The following is a 24,334-nucleotide window of genomic DNA, read 5'->3' on the forward strand; positions in this document are numbered from 1 at the left end:
ACCGTCGTTTGTTTCTCACCCGGAGAGTGCGGCGTCCACATTCGGGTAGATTGGAAACAACCTTAAGAAACCACTCATTTCGAAGACCAGGCGGATGCGGCTGTTGAGGCCGGCCAGCGCCATGCCGCCGCCTGCCGCGCGGATCTTCTTGGCCGCGGAGAGGAAGGCGGAAAGCCCGGTGCTGCTGATATAGTCGAGATTTGTCAGGTCGATGACGAGGTTGACGTCGCCCCGGTCGATGACCGCGGAAAGATGCCTGTCGAAGACGGGAGAGGTCTGGCTGTCGATCCTGCCGCTGGGAGAAACGACGAGCTTGCCTCCCTGACGGGCCTCGGCGATGTTCATGATGATATTGACCTCGGGCTTCCTGTTGATCACTCTGGCGCTTCGCCGGGACGGCGTCGGATGCGGGCGATGATTTCAGAAAGTTGCGCGACTTGCCAGAACGTTTTTTGACACTTTTCGGTGTGCCGGCGTGATGCGGGAAGGCCCTATCTCCGATGCCGCGCTGATCGCGCATCTGCGCGCGTCCCTCTTGCCGCAACGGTTTCCGGTGCGCCGCGAGGCCGAACTGGAAGGCGGTGCGGGCGATGCGGGCGATGCCGTCTCCTTTTACGACCATCATTGGCCGGCGCCGTCGCTGCTCGCCGCCAGCGCCGTGCGGGTAGCGGGTGGCGACATCGCCGCGGCGCTGCGCGCGGCAGGCATCCGGCAGCTTTTGCGCGCCCTTGTCGCCAAGACGGCGAGTGCGCAGGAGGCGCTGGCGGCCCTGGCGGAGCGGATCGACACGGCCGGCCTCGATATCGGCCTCCTCGTCCTCGACGTCGTCACCGGCACGGCATCGGGGGCGGCCTGCGGCAGGGCATCGGCGGTTCTCGCCCGGTCGGAACGGGCCGGTACGGCGGTTCTGCAGGCTGGCGACATCGCGTGGCTGACGGCCGGCGACGTCGCCGCTCCTCCGGCCGCGGTCGCCACACCGCTGGACGGCATCGCCGCGCTGGTGCACGAGCGGATCGGCCGAGGCCGCTCCGGCGCGGCCTGCGCGCTGCTCGTCAAGGCACGCGGCCGCCTTGCGCAGGAAGCGGCCTTCTCCCTCGGCAACACCCATGGCGACATCCAGGTCGCGGCGGAGAAGGTGCGGCGCTTTCTGGAGACGCACGGCGCCGGCGAGGCCGATGTCACCGGCATCGACGTGGCACTCGACGAGATCCTTACCAACGTCGTGAACTACGGCTTCGAGGACGGCGGAGCCCACGAAATCGTCCTCGCCCTGTCGATCGTGTCGAACCTGTTGACGATCGAGGTGCAGGACGACGGGCGCCCTTTCGATCCGCTCGGCATTCCTGAGCCCGACCTGGAGGCGGACCTGGAAAGCCGACAGATCGGCGGCCTCGGCATGCATTTCGTGCGCACGCTGCTTGACAGGGTTTCCTACAGCCGCCGTAATGGCTGGAACGTGTTGAAACTGGAAAAACACCTCGTCGCAGAGGCGGAGAAGGCATCGTGAACGCCGCACGCATGGGAGACATGGTCAAGCAGGATGCGCCGCATTGCCATGCGCCGATCCACCCGGCCGCGCTTGTGCCGACGCCGGTGCCCCATCCCGCCCTGCCGCTTGCCATCATCGGCGGCCTGCCGACCGTGATGATCGGCAACATGCCCGCCGCAAGGATGACGGACATGACGATCCTCTGCTCGCTGCCCAGCTGCGTGCCCGGTGGACCGGGCATGATCTCCAAGGGCTCCTCCACCGTTCTGATCGGCGGCCTGCCGGCCGCAAGGGTCAACGACCTGACGCTGCACGCCGTCTGCGTCGCGCCGATCCCCAGTCCCGTCGGAAAGATCCTGCCGCCCGGTTGCCCGACCGTGATGATCGGCGGCTGACGTGCGGATAACCCATTTCGAGACGTTGCGGCCGGTCTGTCCGGTTTGCCGGCTGAACGGGCTGGAAGGCCGGCTGAAGCTCATCACGATCGAGGCCGAGACCAGGGAGGACGTTCAGAGCGGCATCCTCTCCTGCGTGCTGTGCGGCTCGGAATTCCCCATCCTCGACGGCATGCCGGTCATCGTGCCGGAGGTGCGCCGCTTCGTGCAGGACAACCTCTTCTACCTCATGGCCCGCACCGACCTGACGCCCGCCGTCGAAAGCCTGCTGGGCGACGCCGCGGGGCCTGGCAGCGGCCTCGAATCGATCCGCCAGCACGTCTCCTCCTACGCCTGGGACCATTGGGGAGATCACGATCCCGCCGCCTTCACCCCGGTGCCGGGCGGCGGCGTGCCCGGCGCGGTGTCGCGCAACCTCGCCCAGGCCCTCGACATGCTGGACGGGGACCTGCCGGAGGGCCCCGTGCTCGACATCGGCTGCGCGGCCGGCCGCACCGTGACGGACGCGGCGGAGCGGCTCGGCCGCGACGTGCTCGGCATCGACCTCTCCGTGCCGCTGGCGCGCTGCGGCCGACAGGCGGTGGTCGGCGGCCGCATCGACTACGGCCTGCGCCGCGTCGGCCTCGTGTACGACCGGCGGTCCTACGCCCTCCGCCACCGGGCCGAAGGGCGCGGTGACGTGTGGCTCTGCGATGCGCTCGCGCTGCCGTTTTCCGCCGGCACCTTCGCGCTTGCCATCGGCATGAACGTCGTCGATTGTATGCGCGATCCGCGGGCGGGGCTCATCGAAATCAGCCGCGTGCTTGCCGACCACGGCAGCGCGGTGCTGTCCGTGCCCTTCGACTGGGCGGGTCAGGTGACGCCGGTGGAAGCCTGGCTGGGCGGCCACTCGCAGCGCTCCGGCCATGCCGGCAGCCCGGAGGCCATTCTGGACCTCCTCCTGTCCGACGGGCCGCTTGCCGCCGGTACGCTCCGACGCACCGGGGCCCCTGCCGAAGTGCCCTGGCACGTCCGGTTGCACGATCGCTCCTGCATGTATTATTCCGCTTATCTGGTGGTCGCGCGCAAGACGGTGGGGTAACATCCCCGCGTGCCAGCGATTCCGTGATTCTTTCGGTCAGACGGAAGATCCGGATCGTCAGCGGGGGTGGACAATGCGATTGCGACTCGTACTCAAGGGGCCGGAGCGGCTGATGGCCGGTCTGCGGGAGAAGACCGTCGAGACGGGTGCCGTCGTCATCGGGCGCTCGGCCGAGGCCGACTGGGTGCTTGCCGATCCCGAACGCATCGTTTCCAAGCGTCATTGCCGCATCGAACGGCAGGCCGGCGGCTTTCTTCTCACCGACATGTCCACCAACGGCGTCCTGGTCAACGGCGTGCCGCTGGGGCGCGAAGCCTCCCGCATGCTGGTCGACAGGGATGTGCTGACGCTCGGCGATGCCGTCATCGCGATTGCGATCGAGACGGAAGCGCCGCTCGTCGCGGCCAATGCCGGCCAGGCCGTTCCCTCCGCCGGCGCCGACGATCCCTTCGCCGAAGGCCCCTTCGGTTTCGACGACCTTGCCGAGCAGGCCGTGGAGTCCGCCATCTTGCCGGATGCGACGCCGGAGAATGCTAGAGACAAGGTTGCGGTCCTACAGGATTGGTGGATTCCCGATGCGGCAAGCCGGCATGGCGAGCCAAATCCTGTGGATATCTCCGGGGGCATGGGCAATGCCTCGAATGCAAATACCAATGCGGCGGGCGAGACGGTAGCCTCGTCCGATGCGGAAGCGAATCTCGTTGCGGCAGCCGTAGGGCTGGATGCGGCGGCGTTCGCGAGGGCTGTTGAAGCGGCGATGTCGGTCTTGTCTGTGGACGAAAAGCGTAGGTTTGAGGGGCGGTTGCGGGATCTTCTTCGCAAGGAGAAGGCAGGTTGACGACTGGACTCTATCCGGTGCGGTGGTGGCTGGCCGGGTTGCGCGCGGTGCTCGCGCGCCCTTTCGCCTTCCTGTGCCTGGGTCTGGTGGCCTTTTCCCTCGCCGGCTGTGGTGCCTTCGGCGCGAAGAAGCCGCCGCCGACGGAGATCGAGATCAAGCCGGCGCCGGTCGATGCCAGCCTCGACGTCATCGCGGTCGCCTCACCCCTCGTCAATCCGGGGCCGGACGGGCTGCCGCAACCGGTGGTGATGCGGCTCTACCAGCTGAACGGCGAGACGGCATTCGCCAATGCCAGCTTCCGCCAGCTCTGGGAAGCGGATGCCGAAACGCTGGGGCCCACCATGCTGGGCAAGACGGAACTTTATTTCGCACCCGGTGAGGTGCAGCGGGTCAAGGCGAACCTGATCGAGGGAACCACGATTATTGCCGTGGTGGTCGGGTTTCGCAATTTCGAGGAGGCCAAGTGGCGGGCCATGGTCGGGCTCCAGGGGGACAAGAAGTTCAAGCTCAAGGCGGAGCTGAAGACGCTGTCCATCGAACTGGGGCCGCAGGACTGAGCAAGTCGTGGCGTAGCGGCAAGGCCGGTGCGACGCGGGCAGAGCCCGCGCCGCCGGCGTAAGGAAGGGTGTGGATGTCGTTCGATGACAAGGTGATCTGGTCGGAGGGGATGTTTATCCGTGCCCAGCACTTCCAGCAGGAAGCGCGCCATGTCGAGCGCCAGCTGAGAGCCCGGACCAAAGCGCTCGTTCCCTATGGCTGGGGCTTGACCGAGCTGCGCGTCAACCGCGAACTCCTGTCGATCGGCCAGTTCGCCGTCGAGCGCGCGGCCGGCGTGTTTCCCGACGGCACGCCATTCTCCCTGCCCGACGGCGGCGTACGCCTGCCGCCGCTTATGCTCGGCGAGAGCGTCCGCAACGCCGTGATCTACCTCACCCTGCCGCTGACGGAGCCGGGCGGACGCGAGGTGGCGGACGCCGATGCCGAGCTGACCACGCGCTACACGCTCGCCGAGGTCGATGTGGCCGATGCCAACAGCTCCGATCTCTCCGCCGCGCCGATCAATGTCGGCAAGCTGCGCCTGCGCTACGGGCTAGAGACGAGCGACCGCAGCGGCCTCGTCGGCATCGGGCTCGCGCGCATCGTCGAGGTGCGCAGCGACAATTCCGTGGTGCTCGACGAAAGCTACGTGCCGCCGGCGATGGACTGCTCCGTCTCGCCGATCCTCTCCGGCCTTTTGACGGAAATCGTCGGCCTCACCAACCATCGCGGCGAGGCGATCGCCTCGCGCCTTGCCGGCACCAATGTGGGAACGGCCGCCGAAATCACCGACCTGATGATGCTGCAGACGATCAACCGCTGGCAGCCCGTCTTCACCCATATGGCCTCGGCGGCCTTCGTGCATCCCGAGCGGCTGTTCGTGGCGATGATCGGGCTCGCCGGCGAGCTTGCCACCTTCACCGCCGCCGGCCACCGGCCGCGCCCCTTCCCGGTCTACGATCACGAGCGCCTGCAGCTCTCCTTCGCGCCCGTCGCGGCGGCGGTGCGCCAGGCGCTCAACGCCGTTCTGGAGCGCAGCGCCATCACCATCCCGCTCATCGAGCATCGCTACGGCATCCGCGTCGCGGATGTGCCGGACCGCTCGATCTACGGCAAGTATTCCTTCATCCTGGCCGCCAAGGCCGACATGCCGGCCGATGCGCTGGTGCGCCGCCTCGTCGGCCAGATCAAGATCGGCGCGGCCGAGCAGATCACCGAGCTTGTCAATGCGGCGCTTCCGGGCGTCATGCTGCGCGCCCTGCCGGTTGCCCCGCGCCAGATCCCCTACCACACGGGGAAAGCCTATTTCGAGCTCGACCGCTCCAGCCCCAACTGGAAGCAGATCGCGGCCGGCACCGGGCTTGCCATCCACGTCGCCGGCGATTTCCCGGCGCTCGAGCTCGACCTTTGGGCCGTGAAGGACTGAGGAGGCGGGCGTGAACGATCCATTTGCCGATTTCCCGAACGCCGACGACACGATCCGCAGGCCGCTGGGCGGCGTTCAGGCACGCCCGGCGTCCGGCTTCGGCCAGGAGAGCCTGCCGCGCGGCGGTTTTTCCGGCGATGGCGGCTTCTTCGCCGCCCGTCCCGTCGCTGGCCAGAAGGACGATCTCGATTTCGGGCTGGATGCCCTGCCGGTCGAGCGCGCGCGCCATCGCGGCGACCCCGCCATCGAAAAGGCCTTCGACCTTGCCGCGGTGAACCCGCTGGTCGGCGCCGCCTCGCCGCTGCTCTGGCTTGCCGGCCGGCTCAACGAAAGCGCCGCGCCCGACGACATCGCCGAGTTCCGCCGCCGCGTGCTGGAGGAGATCCGCAATTTCGAGACGGCCGCCATGGCGCGCGACACGCCCGACCGGCTGGTGCGCGTCTCGCGCTATGCGCTGTGCGCCGTCATCGACGACATCATCCTCAACACCCGCTGGGGCGCGACGACCGGCTGGGCGAGCCAGAGCCTCGTCTCCATCCTCTACAACGAGACCTGGGGCGGCGAGCGCTTCTACGACCTGCTCCAGCAGCTCCTGCAGCAGCCCGAGCAGAACATCGACGTGCTGGAGCTGATGGCGATCTGCCTGTCCATCGGCTTCAGCGGCAAGTACCGCGTCATGGATGGCGGGCAGGGGCAGTTCGCGCGGCTCAGGCAGGATCTCTACCGCGTCATCCGCCGGGTGCGCGGCCCCTATGAGCGCAATCTCTCCCAAGTCTGGCAAAGTGCCGCCGCGCCGCACCGCGCACCGCGCAGCATGGCCGCGCCCTGGGCGGCGGCGCTCGTGCTGCTGGCGCTGCTCGCCGTCGTCTGGGCCTTCTCGTCCATCAGCCTGCGCTCCAGCATGGAGGAGACCGCGACGCAGATCAGCGCGCTCGTTCCCGCCATTCCGCTTCTCGTCGAGCGCGCCGGCATCCCGACCATCCCGGATCCCGTGCCGCCGGTGCGCAAGACGCAGATCGAGCGCTTGTCGGAGGCGCTTGCCGCCGAGATCGCCGATGGCCGGGTCGAGGTGGCGAGCATCGGCGACAAGGTCGCGATCCGCATGCTGAAGGCCTCCTTCCCCTCCGGCGGCACCGACCTGTCGCTGGCCGAGGAACCGCTGATCACCAAGATCGGCGACGCGCTGGACGGCGAGAGCGGCGCCATCGTCGTCGTCGGCCATACCGACAACGTGCCCGTCGGCGCGGGCAGCCCGCTCGGCGACAACATGGCGGTTTCGCTCGCCCGGGCGCGCTCGGCGGCGCAGATGCTGCAACGTCATGTCGATGACGCCGCGCGTGTCACCTTCGAGGGCCGCGGCGCCAACGACCCGATCCTGCCGAACACGACGCGGGAGAACCGCGCGCGCAACCGGCGCGTCGAATTCCAGATCCCGGCGGAAAAGACGCCATGAGGCCATGGCTGCTCATCACCTGGTTTCTCGGACTTGCGGCGGCGCTTGCCGCAGGCTGGTTTCTGGCCAAGCAGCCGCCCGTCGACAATCCCGACCTGAAGCTCCTGCTGCCGCTGCTGCCCGTCGTGGTCTGGGCGTTGCTGCCGGTTGTCTTCTCCCGCTTCTTCCTGAAGCGCGGCACGCCCGAGACGCCGGCGCTGCGCGACCTGCGCCGGCAGGTTTCCGCCTTCCTCGCCGATCGCGGCCTCAAGGGTGCGCGCGGGCGCTACTCGGTGCCGTTCTTCCTCGTCGTCGGCCCGGCGGGCAGCGGCAAGACCTGCCTGCTCGAAAGCACCGAGATGCGCCTCGGCATGCCGAAAACAATCGGCCCGGCCAACTGGTGGGTCGGCCCGGAGGCCGTGTTCGTCGAGGCACAGGTTTCCGAGGATGCCGGCGAACTGTTCCGCCTGCTGCGCGCCGTGCGGCCGAAGCTGCCCGTCAACGGCATCCTCCTCGTCGTCAGTCCGGCGGATCTTGTCCTGGCCGACCAGATCGAGCAGCGCATGACCGCCGAAACCATCGCCACCTGGTTCCGCCAGGCCGACGAGACGCTCGACCAGACGCTTCCGGCCTATGCGCTCCTGTCACGCACCGATCTCGTGCCCGGCTTCCAGGAGATTTTCGAGCGCATCGAGCCGGCCGACCGGGCACAGCCCTGGGGCTTTGCCCTGGCGCATGACAGAAAAGAGACGAAAACCGTCGAGGCGCTGCACGCGGAGATCGACGCCGGCTTCGGCGACATCGTCGAGACCATGCGCCGCCGCCATATCGAACTCCTGTCGAAGGAGGCCGATGCGATCCGCTGCGTGCATATCCACGGTTTTTCCGCGCAGATCGCGGCGATCCAGCGCATCGTCATGCCTGTTGTCGATGCAATGATGCCGATGGGCAACGGCGCCTGGCGGGGCGTTCTCCTGCGCGGCATCTTCATGACCAGCGCGCGCCAGGAAATGCTGTCCATCGACGCCCTGCTGCCGGAATTGTCGCGCCGCTTCGCCATGCCCCGCAGCGGCATGCTGCCGCCCGATCTCGGCGGCGACGAAGAACTGAACCACGGCTATTTCATCAGCGGCGCCGTGAAGAAGGCCATCCTCCCGGAAGCCGGCCTCGTGCTGAAGGAGCGCCAGCGCGCGGCCGCGCCCGCCCTCTACTGGCTGCCGCTCGCCCTTGCCCTCCTCGTCTGTGCGGCCGGCGGCTACGCCCTGTTCTCGACCTTCGACCACGAGATCGGCCTGCGGCGCCAGGTGCAGGAGGCGATCGGCGATGCCGCGCCGCTCACCGGGCCCACGCGTCGGGAGGACCTGCCGCGCACGCTTGCCGCGCTGGAGCGGCTCGATGCGGTGAGCCTCGTGCTGGCCGCGCAGAAGCCCGTGCCGCGCTACGCCTTCTGGCTCGACAAGCGCGGCATGCTGAAGGACGGTCTTGCAGAGGCGAAGCGGGCGCTGCACGTCAATGCGCTCGCGCCGCAGGTCGCCGCCTGGCTCGAGGCCGACCTCGTCGAAGACGGGAACGACACGGCAGCACTCAATGCGCTGATCGCCCTGGCTGAAACGGCCGGCGATCCGGCCTCGCCGGCATTGCGCGCATGGCTCGAGAAACGCGCCCCGGCGGTTGCCGGCGGTCATCCCGAAAAATTCGTCGCCGAGGCGCTGGAGGCGATCCGCCAGGCCGGCGGCCTTGCCGTCGACCGCGCCTATGTCGAGGCCGCACGCCGACGCATCGCCTACCGGGAAAGCCTGACGTGAGCGTGGGTGCGCGACTCAGGAAGCGTTTGCGGGTGCTGCGCCGCCCGGGCGTCATCCTGACGCTCGTCGTGCTGTTTCTAGCGCTCGTCGTCTGGTTCATCGGCCCGCTCATCGCTTTCGGCGACATGCGCCCGCTGGGATCGTCCAGCGCCCGTCTTGCCATGCTCCTCCTGCTGGCGCTCGTCTGGGGCGGCGTCGGTTTCCTGATGCGCACCAAGCGGTCCAGCGAAGAGGCCGCGCTGCTTGCGGCCCTGCGCAAGCAGGAAGAGGAAGCGACTGCAAAATCCGACAGGGCCACGGCAGAGGCCGAAGCCGAGATATCCGCGTTCCGCGAGGCGGCCGGCCGGGCCATGGGCCTCCTGCGGCGCGGCCACGGCGACCTCTTCGTCAGCGCGCGCTACGCGCTGCCCTGGTACATGCTGCTCGGCGCCGACGGCGCGGGCAAGACCTCGCTGGTGCGCGCCAGCGGCCTGACGCTGCCCTTCGAGGGCGACGGCGCGGTGGAGGCCCCCTCCGCCCGCTTCCACATCAGCGACCAGGCGATGCTGGTGGAATTTTCCGGCCGGCTCACCGGCAGCGAGGAGCCGCAGGCCCGCCAGCTCTGGCTCCAGGCGCTGCAGCATATCCGCAGCCTACGGTCGCGCCAGCCGGTCAACGGCATCCTCGTCGCGGTCAGCGTCGACGAGCTCCTGGCCATGCTGCCGGAAGAGGCGGTCGCCTATGCCACGGCCATTCGCCAGCGGCTCGACGAGGCGGTGCAGCGCCTGCGCGCCAACGCACCGGTCTATATCGTCGTGACGAAGCTCGACCGGATCGTCGGCTTCGAGGAGCTTTTCGAGGACCTGACGACCGAAGAGCGCGCGGCCGCCTTTGGCCTGCCGATCGCGCCGGATCTCGGCGGCGATGCGCGCGGGCCGGCAGAAGCCCTCGACAAGGGGTTTGCCGGCCTCGTCGAGCGGATCATGCAGCGCCAGTTCGTCTGCCTGCAGGAAGAGCCCGACGAGATGCGCCGCCGCCGGGCCTTCGAGTTTCCCGCACAGTTCGCGCTGCTGCGTGAGCGCATCCAGCCCTTCGTGCAGCAGCTTGCCACCCAGCACCGCTTCGGCACCGCCACGAACATGCGCGGCGTCTTCTTCGTCTCCTGCCGGCAGGACGGCGACAATGTCGATGCGCTGGCCGGCTCGCTCGCGCCGGTCTTCGGGCGCAGCGCGGCGGCGCTGTCGCTGGCACCCGATCCGGGCATGCGGCGCGTGCGGCCCTTCTTCCTCTACGGGCTCTTCCGCAAGGCCATCCTGCCGGAGGCCGATCTTGGCGGGCTGACGCGGCCGGCGCTCGCGGCGGCGCGGTTCAAGGATCTGGCGATCAACGCCGTCCTCTGCCTTGCCGCCTTCGCGGCGCTCGCCTTCTGGTGGTTCGGCTTTTCCGACGGGCGCGCCTATGTCGCCGGCGTCACCGGCCAGACCACCGCGGCCCGCGGCGAGATCGCCGAGGCCGTGCCGGGCGGCACGCTCTCCATGCGCTTCGAGCCGGTCCTGGCGGTGCTCGACCGGCTTGCCGCGCTCAGCGAGGCCGAACCGCGCGGCGCGACCTTCGGCCTCTACAGCCCCGATCCTGTGCAGGGCGAGGCGCGCAAGGCCTATGACAAGGCGCTTGCCAACCTGTTCTTCCCCTTCGTCTGGCAATATCTGCGTCAGGGCCTCGAGAACCCCGCCACACCCGCGGCACTGCGCTTCACCCAGCTGAAGTTCTACCTGATGCTGACCGGCGAGCGTCCGCCGGGCCGCGAGACGGCAGCGCTGCTCGGCCCGGACTTTGCCGCCAACTGGATGCTCTACGACCGCAGCGACGCGGTGGACCGGCGCATTGCCGAGCATTTCTCCGAACTCGCATCCGTTGCGATCCCGGCGCCGGCGGCCGATGTCGTGCTGATCGAGAAGGCGAGGGCGGACATCACCAATTACAGCCTCGCCCGGCTTGCCTACGACCAGGCGCTGACGCTGCCCGACGTTGCGGCGATGGCCATGTGGCGGCCGGTCGACCATATGGGGCTTTCCGGTCCCGAGGCGCTGGCGCGGGTGAGCGGGGCAAGCTTCTTCGACGGTATCGAGGGCATCTACACGAAGAACGGCCTCGGCGTGATGATGCGCGCTTCGGCAGAGGCCGCGAGCACGCTTGCCGACGATCTCTGGGTGATGGGCCGGCCCGATACCGCGCTCGACCGCGAGCGCGAGACCGGCCGCATCCGTGACGGCCTCGCCGATCTCTACCGTGTCACCTACATGAGCCGCTGGGACAGCCTGATCGCCGACCTCGGCATTTCCGGCGAGACCGACGCGCGCCGTCTTGCCGATGCGGTGGCCATCGTCGCCGGCAACCCTTCGCCGGCGAAGGAGCTTTTCGTCGCCATCGCCGCGGAGGTGGATCTCCAGGACCTGTCGACGACGGCGGCAAGCGCCGTCGAGGCACTGGCGGCCGAGCGGCTTTCGCAGGTGACGAAGACCGTGCGGGCGCCGCGCCGCGTCGTCAACGTGCCGCAATCGGTCAGCGATCATTTCAGGGCCTTCCGTCTCGCGGTCGTGCCGGCGGCGGAGGGACAGCAGTCGCAAGTCGACGATATGCTGGCCGCGCTCGAACCGCTCTATCGCCAGCTGAACCACGTGGCAGCCGGCGGCGACGTGCTGGAGCTCGGCGCCGAACCGCAGACGATCCTCAGCCAGCTCACCGACCGCAACGGCAAGCTCCCGGCAAACCTGCAGCCCTTCTTCGCCCGCATCCTCACCCAGGTGGGCGCGGTGACGGGCGGCAGTTCGCGTGAGCGGCTGAAGGAGATCTGGACCTCGACCATCCTGCCGCTGTGCACCGCCACGACTGTCGGCCGCTACCCCTTCGACCGGGAGAGCATCAACGACGCCTCGCTCGACGACTTTTCCCGGCTGCTCGGTCCGCAAGGCGCGATCGCCGGTTTCCGCGACACCTATCTGAAGCCCTATATCGACCGGACGACGAAGCCCTGGCGCTGGAAAAGCGGCCAGCAATTCGGCCTCGGCTTCCCCGATGAGGTCCTCGCCGCCTTCGAAAAGGCCGACGACATCACGACCGTCTTCTTTGCCGGGCAGGAGAAGCCGAATGTCGACTTCACCGTGGAAGTCGGCAAGCTGGACATGACGGCCCGCGCCTTCCTCATCGATATCGGCGGCAAGGTGGCGAGCTACACGCACGGACCGCCGGCGGGCACGCAATATCTCTGGCCGCCGGAGAACCTGGTGGCGGGCGCGTCCATGTCCATGACGCCCGAGGTTGCCGGCCAGCGAAACATCCTGACGGAGCAGGGCGCCTGGGCGCTCTTCCGCCTTTTCGACCAGGGCCGCAAGATCGAGAAAAACCCGACGGACGTCGTCACCTACCAGTTCCGCCTCGGCAGCCGCGCCGTCCTGATGCGCCTCACCGCCCCCGCCACGCGCAACCCCTTCGCGCGCGACGTCCTCTCCCCGTTCGCGTGCCCGACGCTATGAGACACCGTCCGCCTTTCCTTGACAGCATGAAACGGAGTGCGCCAATGTCCGCACAACCATCGCGATATGCCCGTTTCCAATCGCCAAGGGGCCTCCATGTCGGATGATCTGCTTGTCCACTACAACCGCGAACTGCTGAGCATCCGCCGGGCTGCGGCGGCCTTTGCGGCCGAAAACCCGCGCATCGCGGGCCGGCTGCGCCTGTCCGAGGACGCGATCGAGGATCCGCATGTCGGCCGGCTCATCGAGGCTTTCGCCTATCTCACCGCCCGCGTGCGGCAGAAGATGGACGACGATTTCCCTGAGCTGACCAATGCCATGCTCGGCATCCTCTATCCGCATTTCGACCGGCCGATCCCGTCCATGTCGATCCTCCAGCTCGATCCGAAGGCGGAGCTGGCAGAGCCCTATCCCGTCCCGTCGGGCACGCTGCTCGACACCGAGCCGGTCGATGGCGAGCGCTGCCGGTTCAGCACCTGCTCGGATGTCACGCTGCATCCGATCGTCGTGCGCGCGGCCACGCTCACCGGCCGCCCGATCACCGCGCCGGAAACGCCGCAGGCGCACAATGCGGCGGGCTGCCTGCGCCTGACGCTGGAAATGGCGGGTGAGGACCAGAGTTTTTCGACCTACAATCCCGGGCGCCTGCGCTTTTTCCTCCGGGGCCAGCCGCAGCTCGTCTATCCGCTCTACGAACTCCTGCTCAACGACGTGGTCGCGATCGCCTTTGCCGAAGGCGCCAGCGACCGCAGCCCGGCAATGCTGGATGCCGACGCTCTTTCGCCGGGCGGCTTCGGCCCGCACGAGAGCATGCTGCCCTATCCGCAGGCCTCGCATCCGGCCTACCGGCTTCTGACCGAGTATTTCGCCTTCCCCGAAAAATTCCTGTTCGTCGATCTCGAATTCCCGGAGGCCGGGCGCCTTGCCGGCAAGGGGCGCACGCTCGACGTCTTCCTCTATCTCAACCGTGCCGCGCCCAGCCTGGAGCGCTCGTTGACGGCGGCCGCCTTCGCGCTCGGCTGCACGCCGATCGTCAACCTGTTCCCCCAGACCGCCGAGCCGATCAAGCTCGACAGGACTGTCACCGAATACCGCGTCGTGCCGGACAGCCGGCGGCTGAATGCGCTGGAGGTCTACAGCATCGAGGCCGTTGCCACCGTGAATGCCGAGGGGGACGCGAGGACGCTGTCGCCGTTCTACGGCATCCGCCACGGCGTCGATGCCGACGAGGTCCGCGGCGAGGAGAAGGCGGCAGCCTGGTGGCTCTCGCACCGCCGGCCGGCCGAGGAGGAGAACCCGGGCAGCGAGGTCTTCCTGTCGCTCTCCGATCCCGAATTCAACCCGAAGAGCCTTGCCGACGACGTCCTGTCGGTGGAAACGCTCTGCCTCAACCGCAACCGGCCGGAGCGGCTGCCCTTCGGCGGCGGCCAGCCGCAATTGCGGATGGTCGAGCCGGTGCCGATGGTGAAGGGCATGCGGCTGCTGACGGTGCCGACCGCGACGATCCGCCCGCATTACGGCCAGGGCGGGCGCTGGCGGCTCATCTCGCATCTGGCGCTCAACCATCTTTCGCTCGTTTCCGATGGCGGGGTGGAAGCGCTGAAGGAAATCCTGCTGCTCTACGATTTCCGCAACTCGGCCGAAACGCGGGCATTGATCGACGGCATCACGGCGCTCTCCTCGCAAAGCGGCACGGCGCGGGTGCGCAGCTTCGGCCAGAGCGCCTTCTGCCGCGGCGTCGACGTGACGATGACCTTCGAGGAAGGCAATTTCTCTGGTAACGGCGTATTCCTCATGGCGAGCATCATCGAGCGTTTCCTCGGCCTCTATGCAAGCGTCAATTCATTCTCACGGCTCACCGCCCTCGTTCGGGGGCGAAGCGGAAAGCTGAAGACATGGCCGGCACGGGCAGGCGATCGAATTCTTCTCTAGTCGCCCGCGCCTTCGACGGGCCGCAGGCGTTCGAACTCTTCCAGATGATCCGCATCCTGGAAGCGCTTGGCGCGGAGGAGGGGCACGACACCGCGCACCGGCCGGTCGATCCGGTCGGGCAGGGGGTGGATCCCGAGCGGGCGGCCGTGAAGATCCGTTCGTCGGTGCCGCTCGGCTTCGCCTCGGCGGAGGTGCTTTCCGTGCGCCGACCGCGCAGCGGCGGACCTGTCGAGATGACGCAGACGCTGGTCGGCCTGACCGGCCCCTCGGGCGTGCTGCCGCATGCCATGAGCGAGCTCGTGCAGATGAGCGTGCGCGAACGCAATTTTGCCCTGCGCGAGTTCTTCGACGTCTTCAACAACCGGCTTTCTGGCTTGCTCTACAATGCCTGGGCCAAGTATCGCCCGGCGATCGAGCGCGAGCGGGCGGCGCAGCTTTCGACCGCCGCCCCCATCGACCACGCGCTGAAATCCCTTGTCGGCCTCGGCCTGCCGGCGATGACCGACCGCACCCGGGTGGGCGACCACACCTTCGTCTTCTTCGGCGGGCTTCTTGCCCGGCAGGGCCGCTCGGCGGTGGCAATCGAGCAGGCACTCGCCGGCGCGCTCGGGCACACGCTGCGCGTCGAGCAGTTCGCCGGCGAATGGTATCCGATCGCCCCGTCCGACCGCACGCAACTGCCCGACCGCACCCGGCCGCGCGGCGCCTTCGCGCGCCTCGGCGACGATGCGGTGATCGGCACGAAGACCTTCGACATCCAGTCCACGGTCACGCTGCGCGTGGAGGGGCTGGACTATCCGGCCTTCCGATCGCTGCTGCCGGACGGCAGCCGGGCACGGCTACTCACCGACCTTGCCGCCAGCGCGCTCGGCGCCGACAAGATGTTCAACATCCGCCTGGAGCTGAAACCCGACCATGTGCCGGCGCTGCGGCTCGGCGGGCAGCGCGAGGACGCCAAAGCGAGCAGGCTCGGCTGGAACACCTGGCTCCAGCCGGCACGCCCGCGCCAGCAGCCGGCCGCCGTCCAGTTCCGCCCGCCGCCGCATCTGCGCTGAAAGACGTTCCCGGCAGAGCTGCGCAGCGGTTTTGCGGAAAAACAGAAGACTGGCGCACCTGTCGTTCCCGCGCCGCCCGCGTATCCCTATTGATATTGCTCGAGCATAGGATTTCATCATGAATGACTGGACCCACGGCTACGTTTCCGACATCGAATATCTCCCCGGCTTCTATATCGAGCAGACGCCGGCGCATCTGGACGTGGCCTGCCTCCTGCGCGGCATCGAGCCGCCGGTGGAGGAGGGGGCGCCCTTCGCCTATTGCGAACTGGGATGCGGGGTCGGCGAAACGGCGCTGACGATCGCCGCGGCCAACCCGCAGGCCGACGTCTGGGGTTTCGATTTCAATCCGGCGCATATCGCACGCGGGCGCTCGCTCGCCGCGGCCGGTTCCGTCGGCAACATCCGCCTGGAGGAGGCCTCCTTCGAGGATCTGGCCCATGGCCGGCAACCGGGCCTGCCGATGTTCGACTATATCACACTGCATGGCGTCTGGAGCTGGGTCAGCGCGGAGAACCGCCGCCATATCGTCGATTTCGCCGCCCGTCATCTGAAGCCCGGCGGGCTCCTCTATGTCACCTACAATGCCCTGCCGCGCTGGACCGCTTCCATGCCGATGCAGCGCCTCGTCAGCCTCGCCGCCGCGCATGACAGCGAGCGCAGCGACCGGCGCGTGCTGCGGGCGCTGGACATGGCTCGCGCCTTCTCCGAGGCCGGCGCCGACCTGATCCCGGCGGAAATGCTCGACCGGCTGGACAAGGAGCGGGCGGAGGGAACCGCCTATCTCAGCCACGAATATCTCAACGCACACTGGTCGCCCTGCTACCAGATCGACGTGGCGCAGGATCTGGCAGCGGCCAAGCTGTCCTTCGTCGCCGCAGCCAATCTCTTCGAGAACTATCCGGACCTCTGCACGACCGACGCCCAGCGGCGTCTCATCGAGGGCTTCCCCGCCGCCCATGCGGAAACCGCGCGGGACTTCTTCCTTGCCCGCAGCTTCCGGCGCGACATCTATATGCGCGGGCCCCGGCCGATCGCCGCCCGGCGGCTGGAAAAGCGGCTGGCGGCCCGCAGGCTCGCCCTCGTCGTGCCACCCTCCGCGATCAAGCTTTCCGTGAAGGTGCCGGTCGGCGAGGCAACGCTGAACGAGAGCTTCTACGGCCCGGCCCTTGCCGCCCTCGCCGAAGGCCCCATGACGATCGGCGCGCTCAGGAGCCTGCCGGAAGCGGACGGCTCGTCCGCCACGGAGCGTGAGGTACTGGGCATGCTGATCGGCTCCCGCCAGGCGATGGCCCTGCCGAATGCGGTGACGGAGGAGAGCGTCGCAGCGGTGCGGCGCTACAACCGCGCCCATCTCAGGATCTGCTCCGACGAGGGCCGCGCCGTCTGCGCGCTCGCGGCGGCGGGGATCGGCTCCGGCATCACGGTGCGCCTGTTCGAAATGCTGGCCTACGAAGTGCTGCTCGACGGCGTCGAGGCGGAGGCCGGCGCGGTGACGGCGGCCATCCACGCCCTGCTGGCGGCGCGCGGCGACCGGCTGCGCAACGAGGGCGTCCCGATCGAGGACGAGGGGGAGGCGCTGCGTGTCATCCGGGAAAATGTCGACCTGATCCTGACCGTCGCCCTGCCGATGTGGCGACGCATCGGCGCGATCTAGGCCGATGGGCGCACCGCCCCCGGTCAGCGAAGCCGTCCTGCGCGGGCAGGGTCCCGTGCGGGTCTACCGCGCGCAGATCGGGGCGGCGCCCGTCATCGTCAAGCGTCTCGTCGGGGACGGGGATGCCGTGACGCTCCGGCGTTTCGAGCGCGAGCGGCGGATCACCCGGCTGCTGGTACATCCCTCGCTGCCGCAGCTCGTGGCGGAGGGCGAGGACTGGATTGCCTTCAAGATGCTGGGGAAGGCGCTTTGCGAACCCGATGTGGCGGCGCGCTACGCGGATCCGGCCGCCCTCCGCCCGCTGCTCGCCAGGCTTGCCGCTGCGCTCGCCTTCGCCCATGCGCGCGGCGTCGTCCACCGCGACGTGAAGCCGGCGCACGTGCTCTTCGACGGCGGAACGCCAGTGCTCATCGATTTCGGCATTGCCGGTACGCCCGGCGATGACCTGCAGCGAGCGGAACTGTCCGGTTCGCCCGCCTGGATGGCGCCGGAACAGCTTGCCGGCGAACCGGCCGGCCCGACGGCCGACATCTGGTCGCTCGCGGCGCTCGGCCTGTTCCTGCTGACGGGGGAAAAGCCCTATGAAGGCGAGGCGGAGGCGGTGCTGCGCCGCCGGCGGGCGGGCGAGCCGCCGGCTTTCGTCGTCTCCGCGGCCCTGGAACGGGAGGACCCCGCTCTGCTCGGCGTGCTGATGGCGGGGATCGGTGCGGCGGACCGGCCGACGGCGGCGGAGTTCCTGCGGATTCTAGAGGTCACCTGCCCCTCACCCTGACCCTCTCCCGGCAGGCGGATGAGGGGCGCTCCGCCCCTCCATCCTCAGGCGATGACCAGATTGACTGCCGGATGCAGCTTCTTCAGGTTCGGCAGGGACTTGGACTGCCACGGGATCTGCGTGCTGCCTTTGACCATGAGGCCGATGCCCGGCTGCTTGCGCACGTCGATGGTGAATTTGGCGAGCAGGTTGATGCCGGAGCTGTTGAGGAATTCCAGCCCCGACAGATCGAGCGTGATGGTTTCCGGCTTCTCGGTCAGCACCTGCTGCATCAGTTCCAGGATCGGGGCATAGGCCTCCGTGCCGGAAAGGCGCATCGTGCCCTCGTAATGGATCGCAGAACCCTCGCTCCAGACACGGTATTCGTTCGTCTTGATTTCCATTTTGTACAATAAACTCCCGGTATGTCTGCTCAAACGATGTCGAGGGCGGCGTAGGTGTCGAGGCGCATCGCGTCCGGTACTGCCGCTGGTTGGAAACGCCAGCCGAGACGCGCGCCATAGTCGCTCATTAGGGTGAGCAGGCCAAGTCCCGAGCCGCTCGAATTCATGTTCTCCGCATTTTCTTCGATGCGTTCGATGAGGAGTTCACCCGGGTCACGGGTCGTCAGTTCGGCAAGGAGCGCCTGGAACCTGCCGGCCGTCTCCTGGGTGACGAGGTTGCTGATGCGGATCTCGAAGCAGCTGCCGTCGAGCGAGGCCTCCAGCGTGATGCCGTCGCCATGGCGGAACTTCACCGCATTCTCGAGCAGTTCGTTGGCGAGATAGCCGATGCTGTGGCGCGCCTCGTTGTAATCGCCGCCCTCGTCCCGCCGCCGCAGGGCGAAGAAGTCGCCGAGGAATTCCGACGTAACGCCGCAATGCTGCCAGGCAAGGTCGAGCGGCCCGTCGGCAAGACGGATGCGGTTCTTCAGCGCCCCGGCGCCGTTGGTGAATTCCACCTGTCCGAATGTGGCTTCCATGACGTTACCTGTGTTTCATGACGACGAGCGTGATGTCGTCGTGGATCTTCTGGGTGCCGATATGTGCCATGAGGTCGGCAATGATGCCGTCCTTGATCGCGTCGGCGTCCTTGCGGCGATGGCGCTTGGCGCTCTCGCACAGCCGATCGAAGCCGAAGAGTTCGCCCGCCGGGCTTTCCGCCTCAGTCACGCCGTCCGTGTGCAACACGATGACGTCGCCGGAATCGAACGGGAATTCATGCGTGTCGACGAAGGGTCCGATGTCGCTTTCCAGGCCGATCGGGAAACCAAGATCGACCGTGTCGATACGCTCGACCTCATCGTTGTCGCGCAGGACCAGCACCTCCTCGTGCTGGCCGGACAGCGTGATCTTGCGATCCTCGTAGTCGAGGAAGGCAAGCGAGAGGTGCTTGTCGGTCTTGGTGCGCTGGATGTTCTTGAAGACGGCGCGGTTCAGCACTTCAAGGAATTCGCGCGGATCCTCGTCGCCCTGCTCCTGAAGGGCGCGCGCAACCGACTGTACCATCAGCATGAGCACGCCGCTTTCGAGACCGTGGCCCGTCACGTCGCCGATGCCGACCTTCATGCGGCCCTGATCGTGCAGCACGTCGAAATAGTCGCCGCCCACCTCGTCGGCCGGCTCCATGTAGCCGGAGACGTCGATACCCTTGATCTCGTCGAGTTCGTCGCGTTTCGGCAGCACCATCATCTGGATGTGCCGGGCGACATCGAGCTCGGCGCCGAGGCGCAGGTTCTCGCTCTTCAGCTTGGCGTTCAGCGCGTTGATCTCGCCATTGGCCGTTTCGAGCGCCTTGGTGCGTTCGGCAACGAGGTTTTCAAGGTTTTCCGTGTGGTAGCTGATCTCCTCCGCCATGCGGTTGAAGGCGACGCCCACGGCGGCCACCTCGTCGCGCGCGGGAATGGCGACACGCACGGAATAGTCCTTGTTCTGGAGGCGCTGGGCGGCATCCGCCAGCGCCCGCAGACCGGCGGTAATGCGGCCGGAAATCGCGAAGACGGCGCTGAGAACGACGAGCAGCGACAGGATGACGGTCCCGACCTGCCAGGTCACGACCTGGCGCGTCTCGGCCGAAATGCCGTCCTTGGCCGCGATCAGCGAGGCATAGATCTCCCGCTCGGGCACCATGAAGCCGAGCGACATGACCTCGCGGGTGACGGGCACCTTGCCGGTATAGAGGTTTTCCGCGTTGAGCTGCTTGAGGAGCACGACATAGGGCACGTCCTCGCCGTTTTCCTTCAGCGTCAGCGTGGTAAGCACGGTCTCCGGGCTGGATGGCATGGCGAGCCCGGCAATGGCCGCCTGGCTGCTGTGCGCAAGCCGCCGGTCGAAGCCGCTCTCGTTGTTGATCTTGACACCCAGCGTCTTCTCGCCGTCCTCGGTGACGGCAAGCACGTTGCCGTTCGACATCGAGAGGAAGGCGAAGCCCGTCTCGGCGATCTTCACGCTCTTGACGATGTCGGCGAGCTGGTCGAGCGTCAGGTCGACGCCGACGATGCCGTTGAGGTCCTTGCGGTCGGGCGTCGTCAGCGGCTGGAAGAAGCTGACGATGATCTTTCCGGTAATGCCGTCGAGATAGGGAGACAGCATGGTGATGGGACTGTCGACCGGGCGCTCCGACGGTTTCGCCAGCCAGGTTTCCCAGGTCTCGTAGAGGCCGGGGAAATAGAAATCCCACCAGTTCGTCTCGTTGTGGCCGGGATAGACCTTGTCGAAGACGGAGCCCTGGTCGTTGTAGGGCGTCGACCGCAGGATCGGGTTGGCGCGCGGGCCGATATAGTACATCTGCAGCTTCGGCGGGCCGGCGGACAGGAAGCTCGGGCCGACGAGGTTGAAGGCGGCGCTTTCGCGCACGGTCTTCATCGCATCCGGCGTCGGCTGCTTGTTCTCGTCGAGCAGATAGCCCCAGACGGTGACGGCGGAAGCCTCGCCCGGCTGGTTCTGCCACCAGTTGCCGGTCTCGTTATAGGCGAGCGGGGTGGTCACGCCGTCGGTTTGCAGCTGCTGGCCGAGCTTGTCGGAAAGCGCGGGATTGTCGATGAACGTCTGCATCGATCCCGCAAGGCCGCTCACCTCGGAATGGTAGCGGTCGAGCAGCAGGTCCGTGCGCTCGACGGTCGTCGCGATATAGTTTTGCAGGTATTCGATATTCGCCTTTTCGAGACCGCGACCGACCTCGTCCATGGCGTTGGTGGAAAGGCGGTTGACGTTCCACAGCGCAATGCCGCCGGCGACCAGGAGGTCCACCAGCACGGCGCCGCCGACGACGAGCACGAATTTCGCGCGGAACGAGGTCAGCGAGAAGCCCCAGCGCGAGGGCGGCGTTTCGGCAAAATCGCTCATTGCGGCTTGCGTCCCGACGCGACCCAGACGGGCCAGCCGGCATACCCGCCGGGGTGAAGGGCAGCAGCGATATGATCCTCGAAACCTCGGCGGAACTTCTCCACGAAGGCCGCGTCGTCACCGCGCTTCTCGCACATGCCGCCGGCGAACATTTCCTCCCAGGCCATGACCATGTCGGCGAAGGCCTGCGCGTCACCGTCCCGGTTGGTCACCATGAAGCTTTCGATGCGGATGTCCTCGAGGCCGGCGCGCTGCAGGGCCTGGTAGCTCTTCGGGCCGAATTCGAGATCCATGTCGAAATCGGCAAAGAGCTTCGACAGCTGGTCATAGGTCCACTGGATCGACGGGCCGCGCGGTTCGCCGAGGCACTGGGAGATCTTCTCGTTGGTGACATAGACGCGCCCGCCGGGCTTGCAGATGCGCACCAGCTCCTCGACGATCATCTCGGGCTTGTTGAAGATCTGCAGCGCATGGCGGCAGGAGACGAAGTCGAACTGGCCGTCCTCCAGCAGCATTTCGGCCGCATCGCCATAGATGTATTCGATGCCGCCGATATCGAATTCGCTGGCGACCTGGCGCGCATAGGCAAGGCTCGACTTCGAATGGTCGAGCGCCACGATGCGCGACGGGGAGAACTCCTTGGCGACCAGCACGGCGAAATCGCCGATGCCGCAGCAGATGTCCGCCATGGTCATGCCCGGGGCAAGGCCGTGACGCGGCAGGATGGAGCGCTCGTGTTTCCAGGTCAGCTTGGTTTGCGTGCGCAGCACCGGCACGAAGCCGCCCTCTTCCAGGAAGGCCTGGCCCGGGTAGAATTCGCTGTCATATTCCTCGACGAGGATGCGCGGGTTCTTGGCCGTCAGCGCGCCGAACTTCTTCGTCGACCAGCCGATGACGCTCGACGTGACGATGGAGATCTTGAGCTCCGGCCGCTCCTCGGCCGCCTTCAGCAGCGCGCCGGCCAGCGCGTGGAACGCCACGTTGTTGAGGCGCACGAGGCGCTTGACGTTGACGTAGAAGGTGCCGCGGATCGACGCGATCGATTTTTCGATGAGGCGGACGCATGCCTCCATCTCGGCAGCGCGCTCGGGGCGCATCGAGCCGGACAGCGCGAACTCCTGATTGTTTTCGTCAAAGGAGACCTTGTAGGTCTGGACAAGCGAATCGGCGATCATGCGACAGTTGCCTCCAGCGTGAGTTCGGCAATGAGACGGATGGCATCTCCGTCGGCGGGTTCGATGGAAAAGCGGGCGGCATAGTCGACGGCCAGCTCCAGGAGGCCGATATTCGGCTGCAGCGGGCCTTCTGTGAAGAGGGCACTGTGATACCGCGCGGCGACGTCGCCTTCGTTCAGGACATCGACGGCCTGCCGATAGAAACCGGCCGTTTGCGCATCGGCAGGGATGGTCAGGATGATGCGGTCGCTGGCGCCCTTGCGGGAAACCGCGCAGACGAAGCTGCCGGTCGGCGCGTGCAGGCGATAGACCGTTTCCAGAAGCTCGTTGAGGGCCGAAGAGAACAGGTTGGAATAGAGCAGCGAGTCGCTTCGATTGTGGCTGATCATGCGGGCGAAATAGGTCGACAGCCGGTCGCAATAGGCCCAGTTGGACGCAAAGCCACCCATGTCCATGTCAAACTCCAGAAGCAGGACATGATCGTCCGCTCCCGTCTGCACTGCTCGAAGATCCATTCGCCCCAGCCTCATGATGTCGTAAGCGGGAGCGGCGGCCGCGCGCTTACCTATCTTTCGGGAAATTCCTAGACTATGTAATGTCCGAAGTGCGGGCGATGCGCGGGGGCTGCCAGCGGAGACCGGCACGCGCGATATGATATCGGTAGTTGCGCCGCCCCCTCCGAACGTGTGAGGAGCTTTCCATACAATCATGAAGGATTCGTCAAACTTGTCTGCCGCTTCTTCAGTACCTTTCACGGATGGCGACGCTGCGGAACTCGCCCGGCTGCGCCTCGATTTCGCACAACTGGAGGCAGAATACGACGATCTGAAGCTGCTCTACGAGGCCATGATCGAACATGGCGAGGCCGTCGAGGACCAACTGGCCGAGCAGAACCTGCTCCTGGAGCGCACGCAGGCGCGGCTCGACGAGGAGCTGAACGATGCCGGCCGCTACGTCTTCTCCATCCTGCCCGACAAGCGCACCGAAGCGCCCGCGACCGACTGGCTGCTGGTGCCCTCCACCGAGCTCGGCGGCGATTCCTTCGGCTACCACCGCATCGACGACGATCATTTCGCCATCTACCTGCTGGATGTCTGCGGCCACGGCGTCGGCGCGGCGCTGCTCTCCGTCACCGTCATCAACGTGCTGCGCGCTTCCGCACTGACGGGCGCGGATTTTCGTGATCCGTCAACGGTGCTGAAGGCGCTCAACAACACGTTTCCGATGGAAAAACAGAACAATATGTTCTTCACCATCTGGTACGGCGTCTACAAGGCGAGCACCGGCGAACTGCGCTATGCGACCGGCGGCCACCCGCCATCGATCCTCCTGCGCGGGCCGGGCCGCCCCGCGGGCACACCCTCCCGCGAACTGCTCATCACCGTTGGTGGCGTGGCGATCGGCGCGCTGCCCGACATGGACTACGACAGCGACGTCACCCAAATCTTCCCGGGCGACAGGCTGCTCGTCATCAGCGATGGAACATTTGAGGTGGATGGGCCCGACGAGGAGATGCTGAGCGTCGAGGCGCTCGCCGAACACGCCGAGGCCCATGCCAGCGGTCCGAAGGACATCCTCGCCTGGGTGAAATCCTTCAATGGCACCGGGCCGCTGCCGGACGATTTCTCCCTGCTGGAGATCCGCTTCTAGGCGGCTTGCCATCACGCGATCGTGTTCGCGACGAGGTCGCAGATCGCCCCTCATCTGCCTGCCGGCACCTTCTCCCCGCAAGCGGGGCGACGGGAATGGGCAGATCCGGTTTCCCGGGATTCACAACCCAGCACAGGACAGGTCCCCTCTCCCCGCCTGCGGGGAGAGGGTTAGGGTGAGGGGCCATAGCAGAGGGCGACGCCCGCGCTTCGCTCCATGATTTGCCGATTGCCGGTCAGCGGAATTCCGCTATCT

General features: G+C 67.1%; 20 protein-coding genes. 14 read left to right on the top strand and 6 right to left on the bottom strand.

Annotation, left to right across the window (positions count from 1 at the left end; all coding sequences use genetic code 11):
- Positions 1 to 15: 15 nt before the first annotated feature.
- Positions 16 to 378 (bottom strand): STAS domain-containing protein, encoded by a 363-nt coding sequence (locus tag EXZ48_RS15445; protein WP_245290162.1) that lies wholly within the window; start codon positions 376 to 378, stop codon positions 16 to 18.
- Positions 379 to 478: 100 nt separating this feature from the next.
- Between EXZ48_RS15445 and EXZ48_RS15450 the strand changes: the two genes are divergently transcribed.
- The 13 genes from EXZ48_RS15450 (at position 479) to EXZ48_RS15510 (ending at position 17,931) form a co-directional block, all read left to right on the top strand.
- Positions 479 to 1,507, top strand: coding sequence for an ATP-binding protein (locus EXZ48_RS15450; RefSeq protein WP_130516842.1), 1,029 nt, complete (start codon positions 479 to 481; stop codon positions 1,505 to 1,507).
- Positions 1,504 to 1,884, top strand: coding sequence for a PAAR domain-containing protein (locus tag EXZ48_RS15455; protein ID WP_023517450.1), 381 nt, complete (start codon positions 1,504 to 1,506; stop codon positions 1,882 to 1,884). Before EXZ48_RS15450 ends, EXZ48_RS15455 begins: the two co-directional genes overlap by 4 nt.
- A gap of 1 nt (position 1,885) precedes the next feature.
- Positions 1,886 to 2,965: a bifunctional 2-polyprenyl-6-hydroxyphenol methylase/3-demethylubiquinol 3-O-methyltransferase UbiG gene (locus EXZ48_RS15460; protein WP_130516844.1), complete on the top strand. Its 1,080-nt coding sequence runs from the start codon at positions 1,886 to 1,888 to the stop codon at positions 2,963 to 2,965.
- 73 nt (positions 2,966 to 3,038) lie between these two features.
- Entirely contained in the window at positions 3,039 to 3,803 is a 765-nt protein-coding gene (locus EXZ48_RS15465; RefSeq protein ID WP_157255824.1) for an FHA domain-containing protein, read from the top strand.
- The gene (gene tssJ / locus EXZ48_RS15470) at positions 3,800 to 4,360 is read left to right on the top strand and encodes a type VI secretion system lipoprotein TssJ (RefSeq protein WP_023517087.1); all 561 of its coding nucleotides are present in this window, start codon (positions 3,800 to 3,802) and stop codon (positions 4,358 to 4,360) included. Before EXZ48_RS15465 ends, tssJ begins: the two co-directional genes overlap by 4 nt.
- A 74-nt stretch (positions 4,361 to 4,434) precedes the next feature.
- The gene (gene tssK / locus EXZ48_RS15475; protein WP_130516848.1) at positions 4,435 to 5,766 is read left to right on the top strand and encodes a type VI secretion system baseplate subunit TssK; all 1,332 of its coding nucleotides are present in this window, start codon (positions 4,435 to 4,437) and stop codon (positions 5,764 to 5,766) included.
- Between the two features lie 10 nt (positions 5,767 to 5,776).
- Positions 5,777 to 7,219, top strand: a complete 1,443-nt coding sequence (icmH, locus tag EXZ48_RS15480; protein WP_130516850.1) for a type IVB secretion system protein IcmH/DotU — start codon at positions 5,777 to 5,779, stop codon at positions 7,217 to 7,219.
- Entirely contained in the window at positions 7,216 to 9,003 is a 1,788-nt protein-coding gene (locus tag EXZ48_RS15485) for a type VI secretion protein IcmF/TssM N-terminal domain-containing protein (protein ID WP_130516852.1), read from the top strand. The genes icmH and EXZ48_RS15485 overlap by 4 nt, the downstream gene beginning before the upstream one ends.
- Positions 9,000 to 12,515 carry a type VI secretion system membrane subunit TssM gene (gene tssM / locus EXZ48_RS15490; protein ID WP_165909361.1) on the top strand — a complete coding sequence of 1,172 codons (3,516 nt, stop codon included), beginning with the start codon at positions 9,000 to 9,002 and terminating at the stop codon, positions 12,513 to 12,515. Before EXZ48_RS15485 ends, tssM begins: the two co-directional genes overlap by 4 nt.
- Before the next feature lie 96 nt (positions 12,516 to 12,611).
- Positions 12,612 to 14,447 (top strand): type VI secretion system baseplate subunit TssF, encoded by a 1,836-nt coding sequence (tssF, locus tag EXZ48_RS15495; protein WP_023517400.1) that lies wholly within the window; start codon positions 12,612 to 12,614, stop codon positions 14,445 to 14,447.
- Complete coding sequence (tssG, locus tag EXZ48_RS15500; protein WP_130516856.1) at positions 14,411 to 15,502, top strand: type VI secretion system baseplate subunit TssG; 1,092 nt, start codon at positions 14,411 to 14,413, stop codon at positions 15,500 to 15,502. The genes tssF and tssG overlap by 37 nt, the downstream gene beginning before the upstream one ends.
- A 118-nt stretch (positions 15,503 to 15,620) precedes the next feature.
- A complete protein-coding gene (locus tag EXZ48_RS15505; protein WP_130516858.1) occupies positions 15,621 to 17,159 on the top strand; it encodes a class I SAM-dependent methyltransferase in 1,539 nt (512 codons plus the stop codon).
- Between the two features lie 4 nt (positions 17,160 to 17,163).
- The gene (locus EXZ48_RS15510) at positions 17,164 to 17,931 is read left to right on the top strand and encodes a protein kinase (RefSeq protein ID WP_130516860.1); all 768 of its coding nucleotides are present in this window, start codon (positions 17,164 to 17,166) and stop codon (positions 17,929 to 17,931) included.
- Between the two features lie 44 nt (positions 17,932 to 17,975).
- Here the strand turns inward: EXZ48_RS15510 and EXZ48_RS15515 are convergent, their stop codons facing one another.
- The 5 genes from EXZ48_RS15515 to EXZ48_RS15535 are packed head-to-tail and all read right to left on the bottom strand — an operon-like array spanning position 17,976 to position 22,944.
- Positions 17,976 to 18,314, bottom strand: coding sequence for an STAS domain-containing protein (locus tag EXZ48_RS15515; RefSeq protein WP_023515366.1), 339 nt, complete (start codon positions 18,312 to 18,314; stop codon positions 17,976 to 17,978).
- A gap of 29 nt (positions 18,315 to 18,343) precedes the next feature.
- A complete protein-coding gene (locus EXZ48_RS15520) occupies positions 18,344 to 18,892 on the bottom strand; it encodes a hypothetical protein (protein WP_023515365.1) in 549 nt (182 codons plus the stop codon).
- Between the two features lie 4 nt (positions 18,893 to 18,896).
- Positions 18,897 to 21,254 carry a SpoIIE family protein phosphatase gene (locus EXZ48_RS15525; protein ID WP_023515364.1) on the bottom strand — a complete coding sequence of 786 codons (2,358 nt, stop codon included), beginning with the start codon at positions 21,252 to 21,254 and terminating at the stop codon, positions 18,897 to 18,899.
- Complete coding sequence (locus tag EXZ48_RS15530; RefSeq protein WP_130516862.1) at positions 21,251 to 22,429, bottom strand: class I SAM-dependent methyltransferase; 1,179 nt, start codon at positions 22,427 to 22,429, stop codon at positions 21,251 to 21,253. Before EXZ48_RS15530 ends, EXZ48_RS15525 begins: the two co-directional genes overlap by 4 nt.
- Positions 22,426 to 22,944, bottom strand: a complete 519-nt coding sequence (locus EXZ48_RS15535; RefSeq protein WP_023515362.1) for a hypothetical protein — start codon at positions 22,942 to 22,944, stop codon at positions 22,426 to 22,428. The genes EXZ48_RS15530 and EXZ48_RS15535 overlap by 4 nt, the downstream gene beginning before the upstream one ends.
- 211 nt (positions 22,945 to 23,155) lie before the next feature.
- On the opposite strand from EXZ48_RS15535, the gene EXZ48_RS15540 reads away from it, so the two are divergent.
- The gene (locus tag EXZ48_RS15540) at positions 23,156 to 24,079 is read left to right on the top strand and encodes a PP2C family protein-serine/threonine phosphatase (RefSeq protein WP_023515361.1); all 924 of its coding nucleotides are present in this window, start codon (positions 23,156 to 23,158) and stop codon (positions 24,077 to 24,079) included.
- Positions 24,080 to 24,334 lie beyond the last annotated feature (255 nt).

Source organism: Shinella sp. JR1-6, from assembly GCF_004284735.1.
In the GTDB taxonomy this organism is placed as follows: domain Bacteria; phylum Pseudomonadota; class Alphaproteobacteria; order Rhizobiales; family Rhizobiaceae; genus Shinella.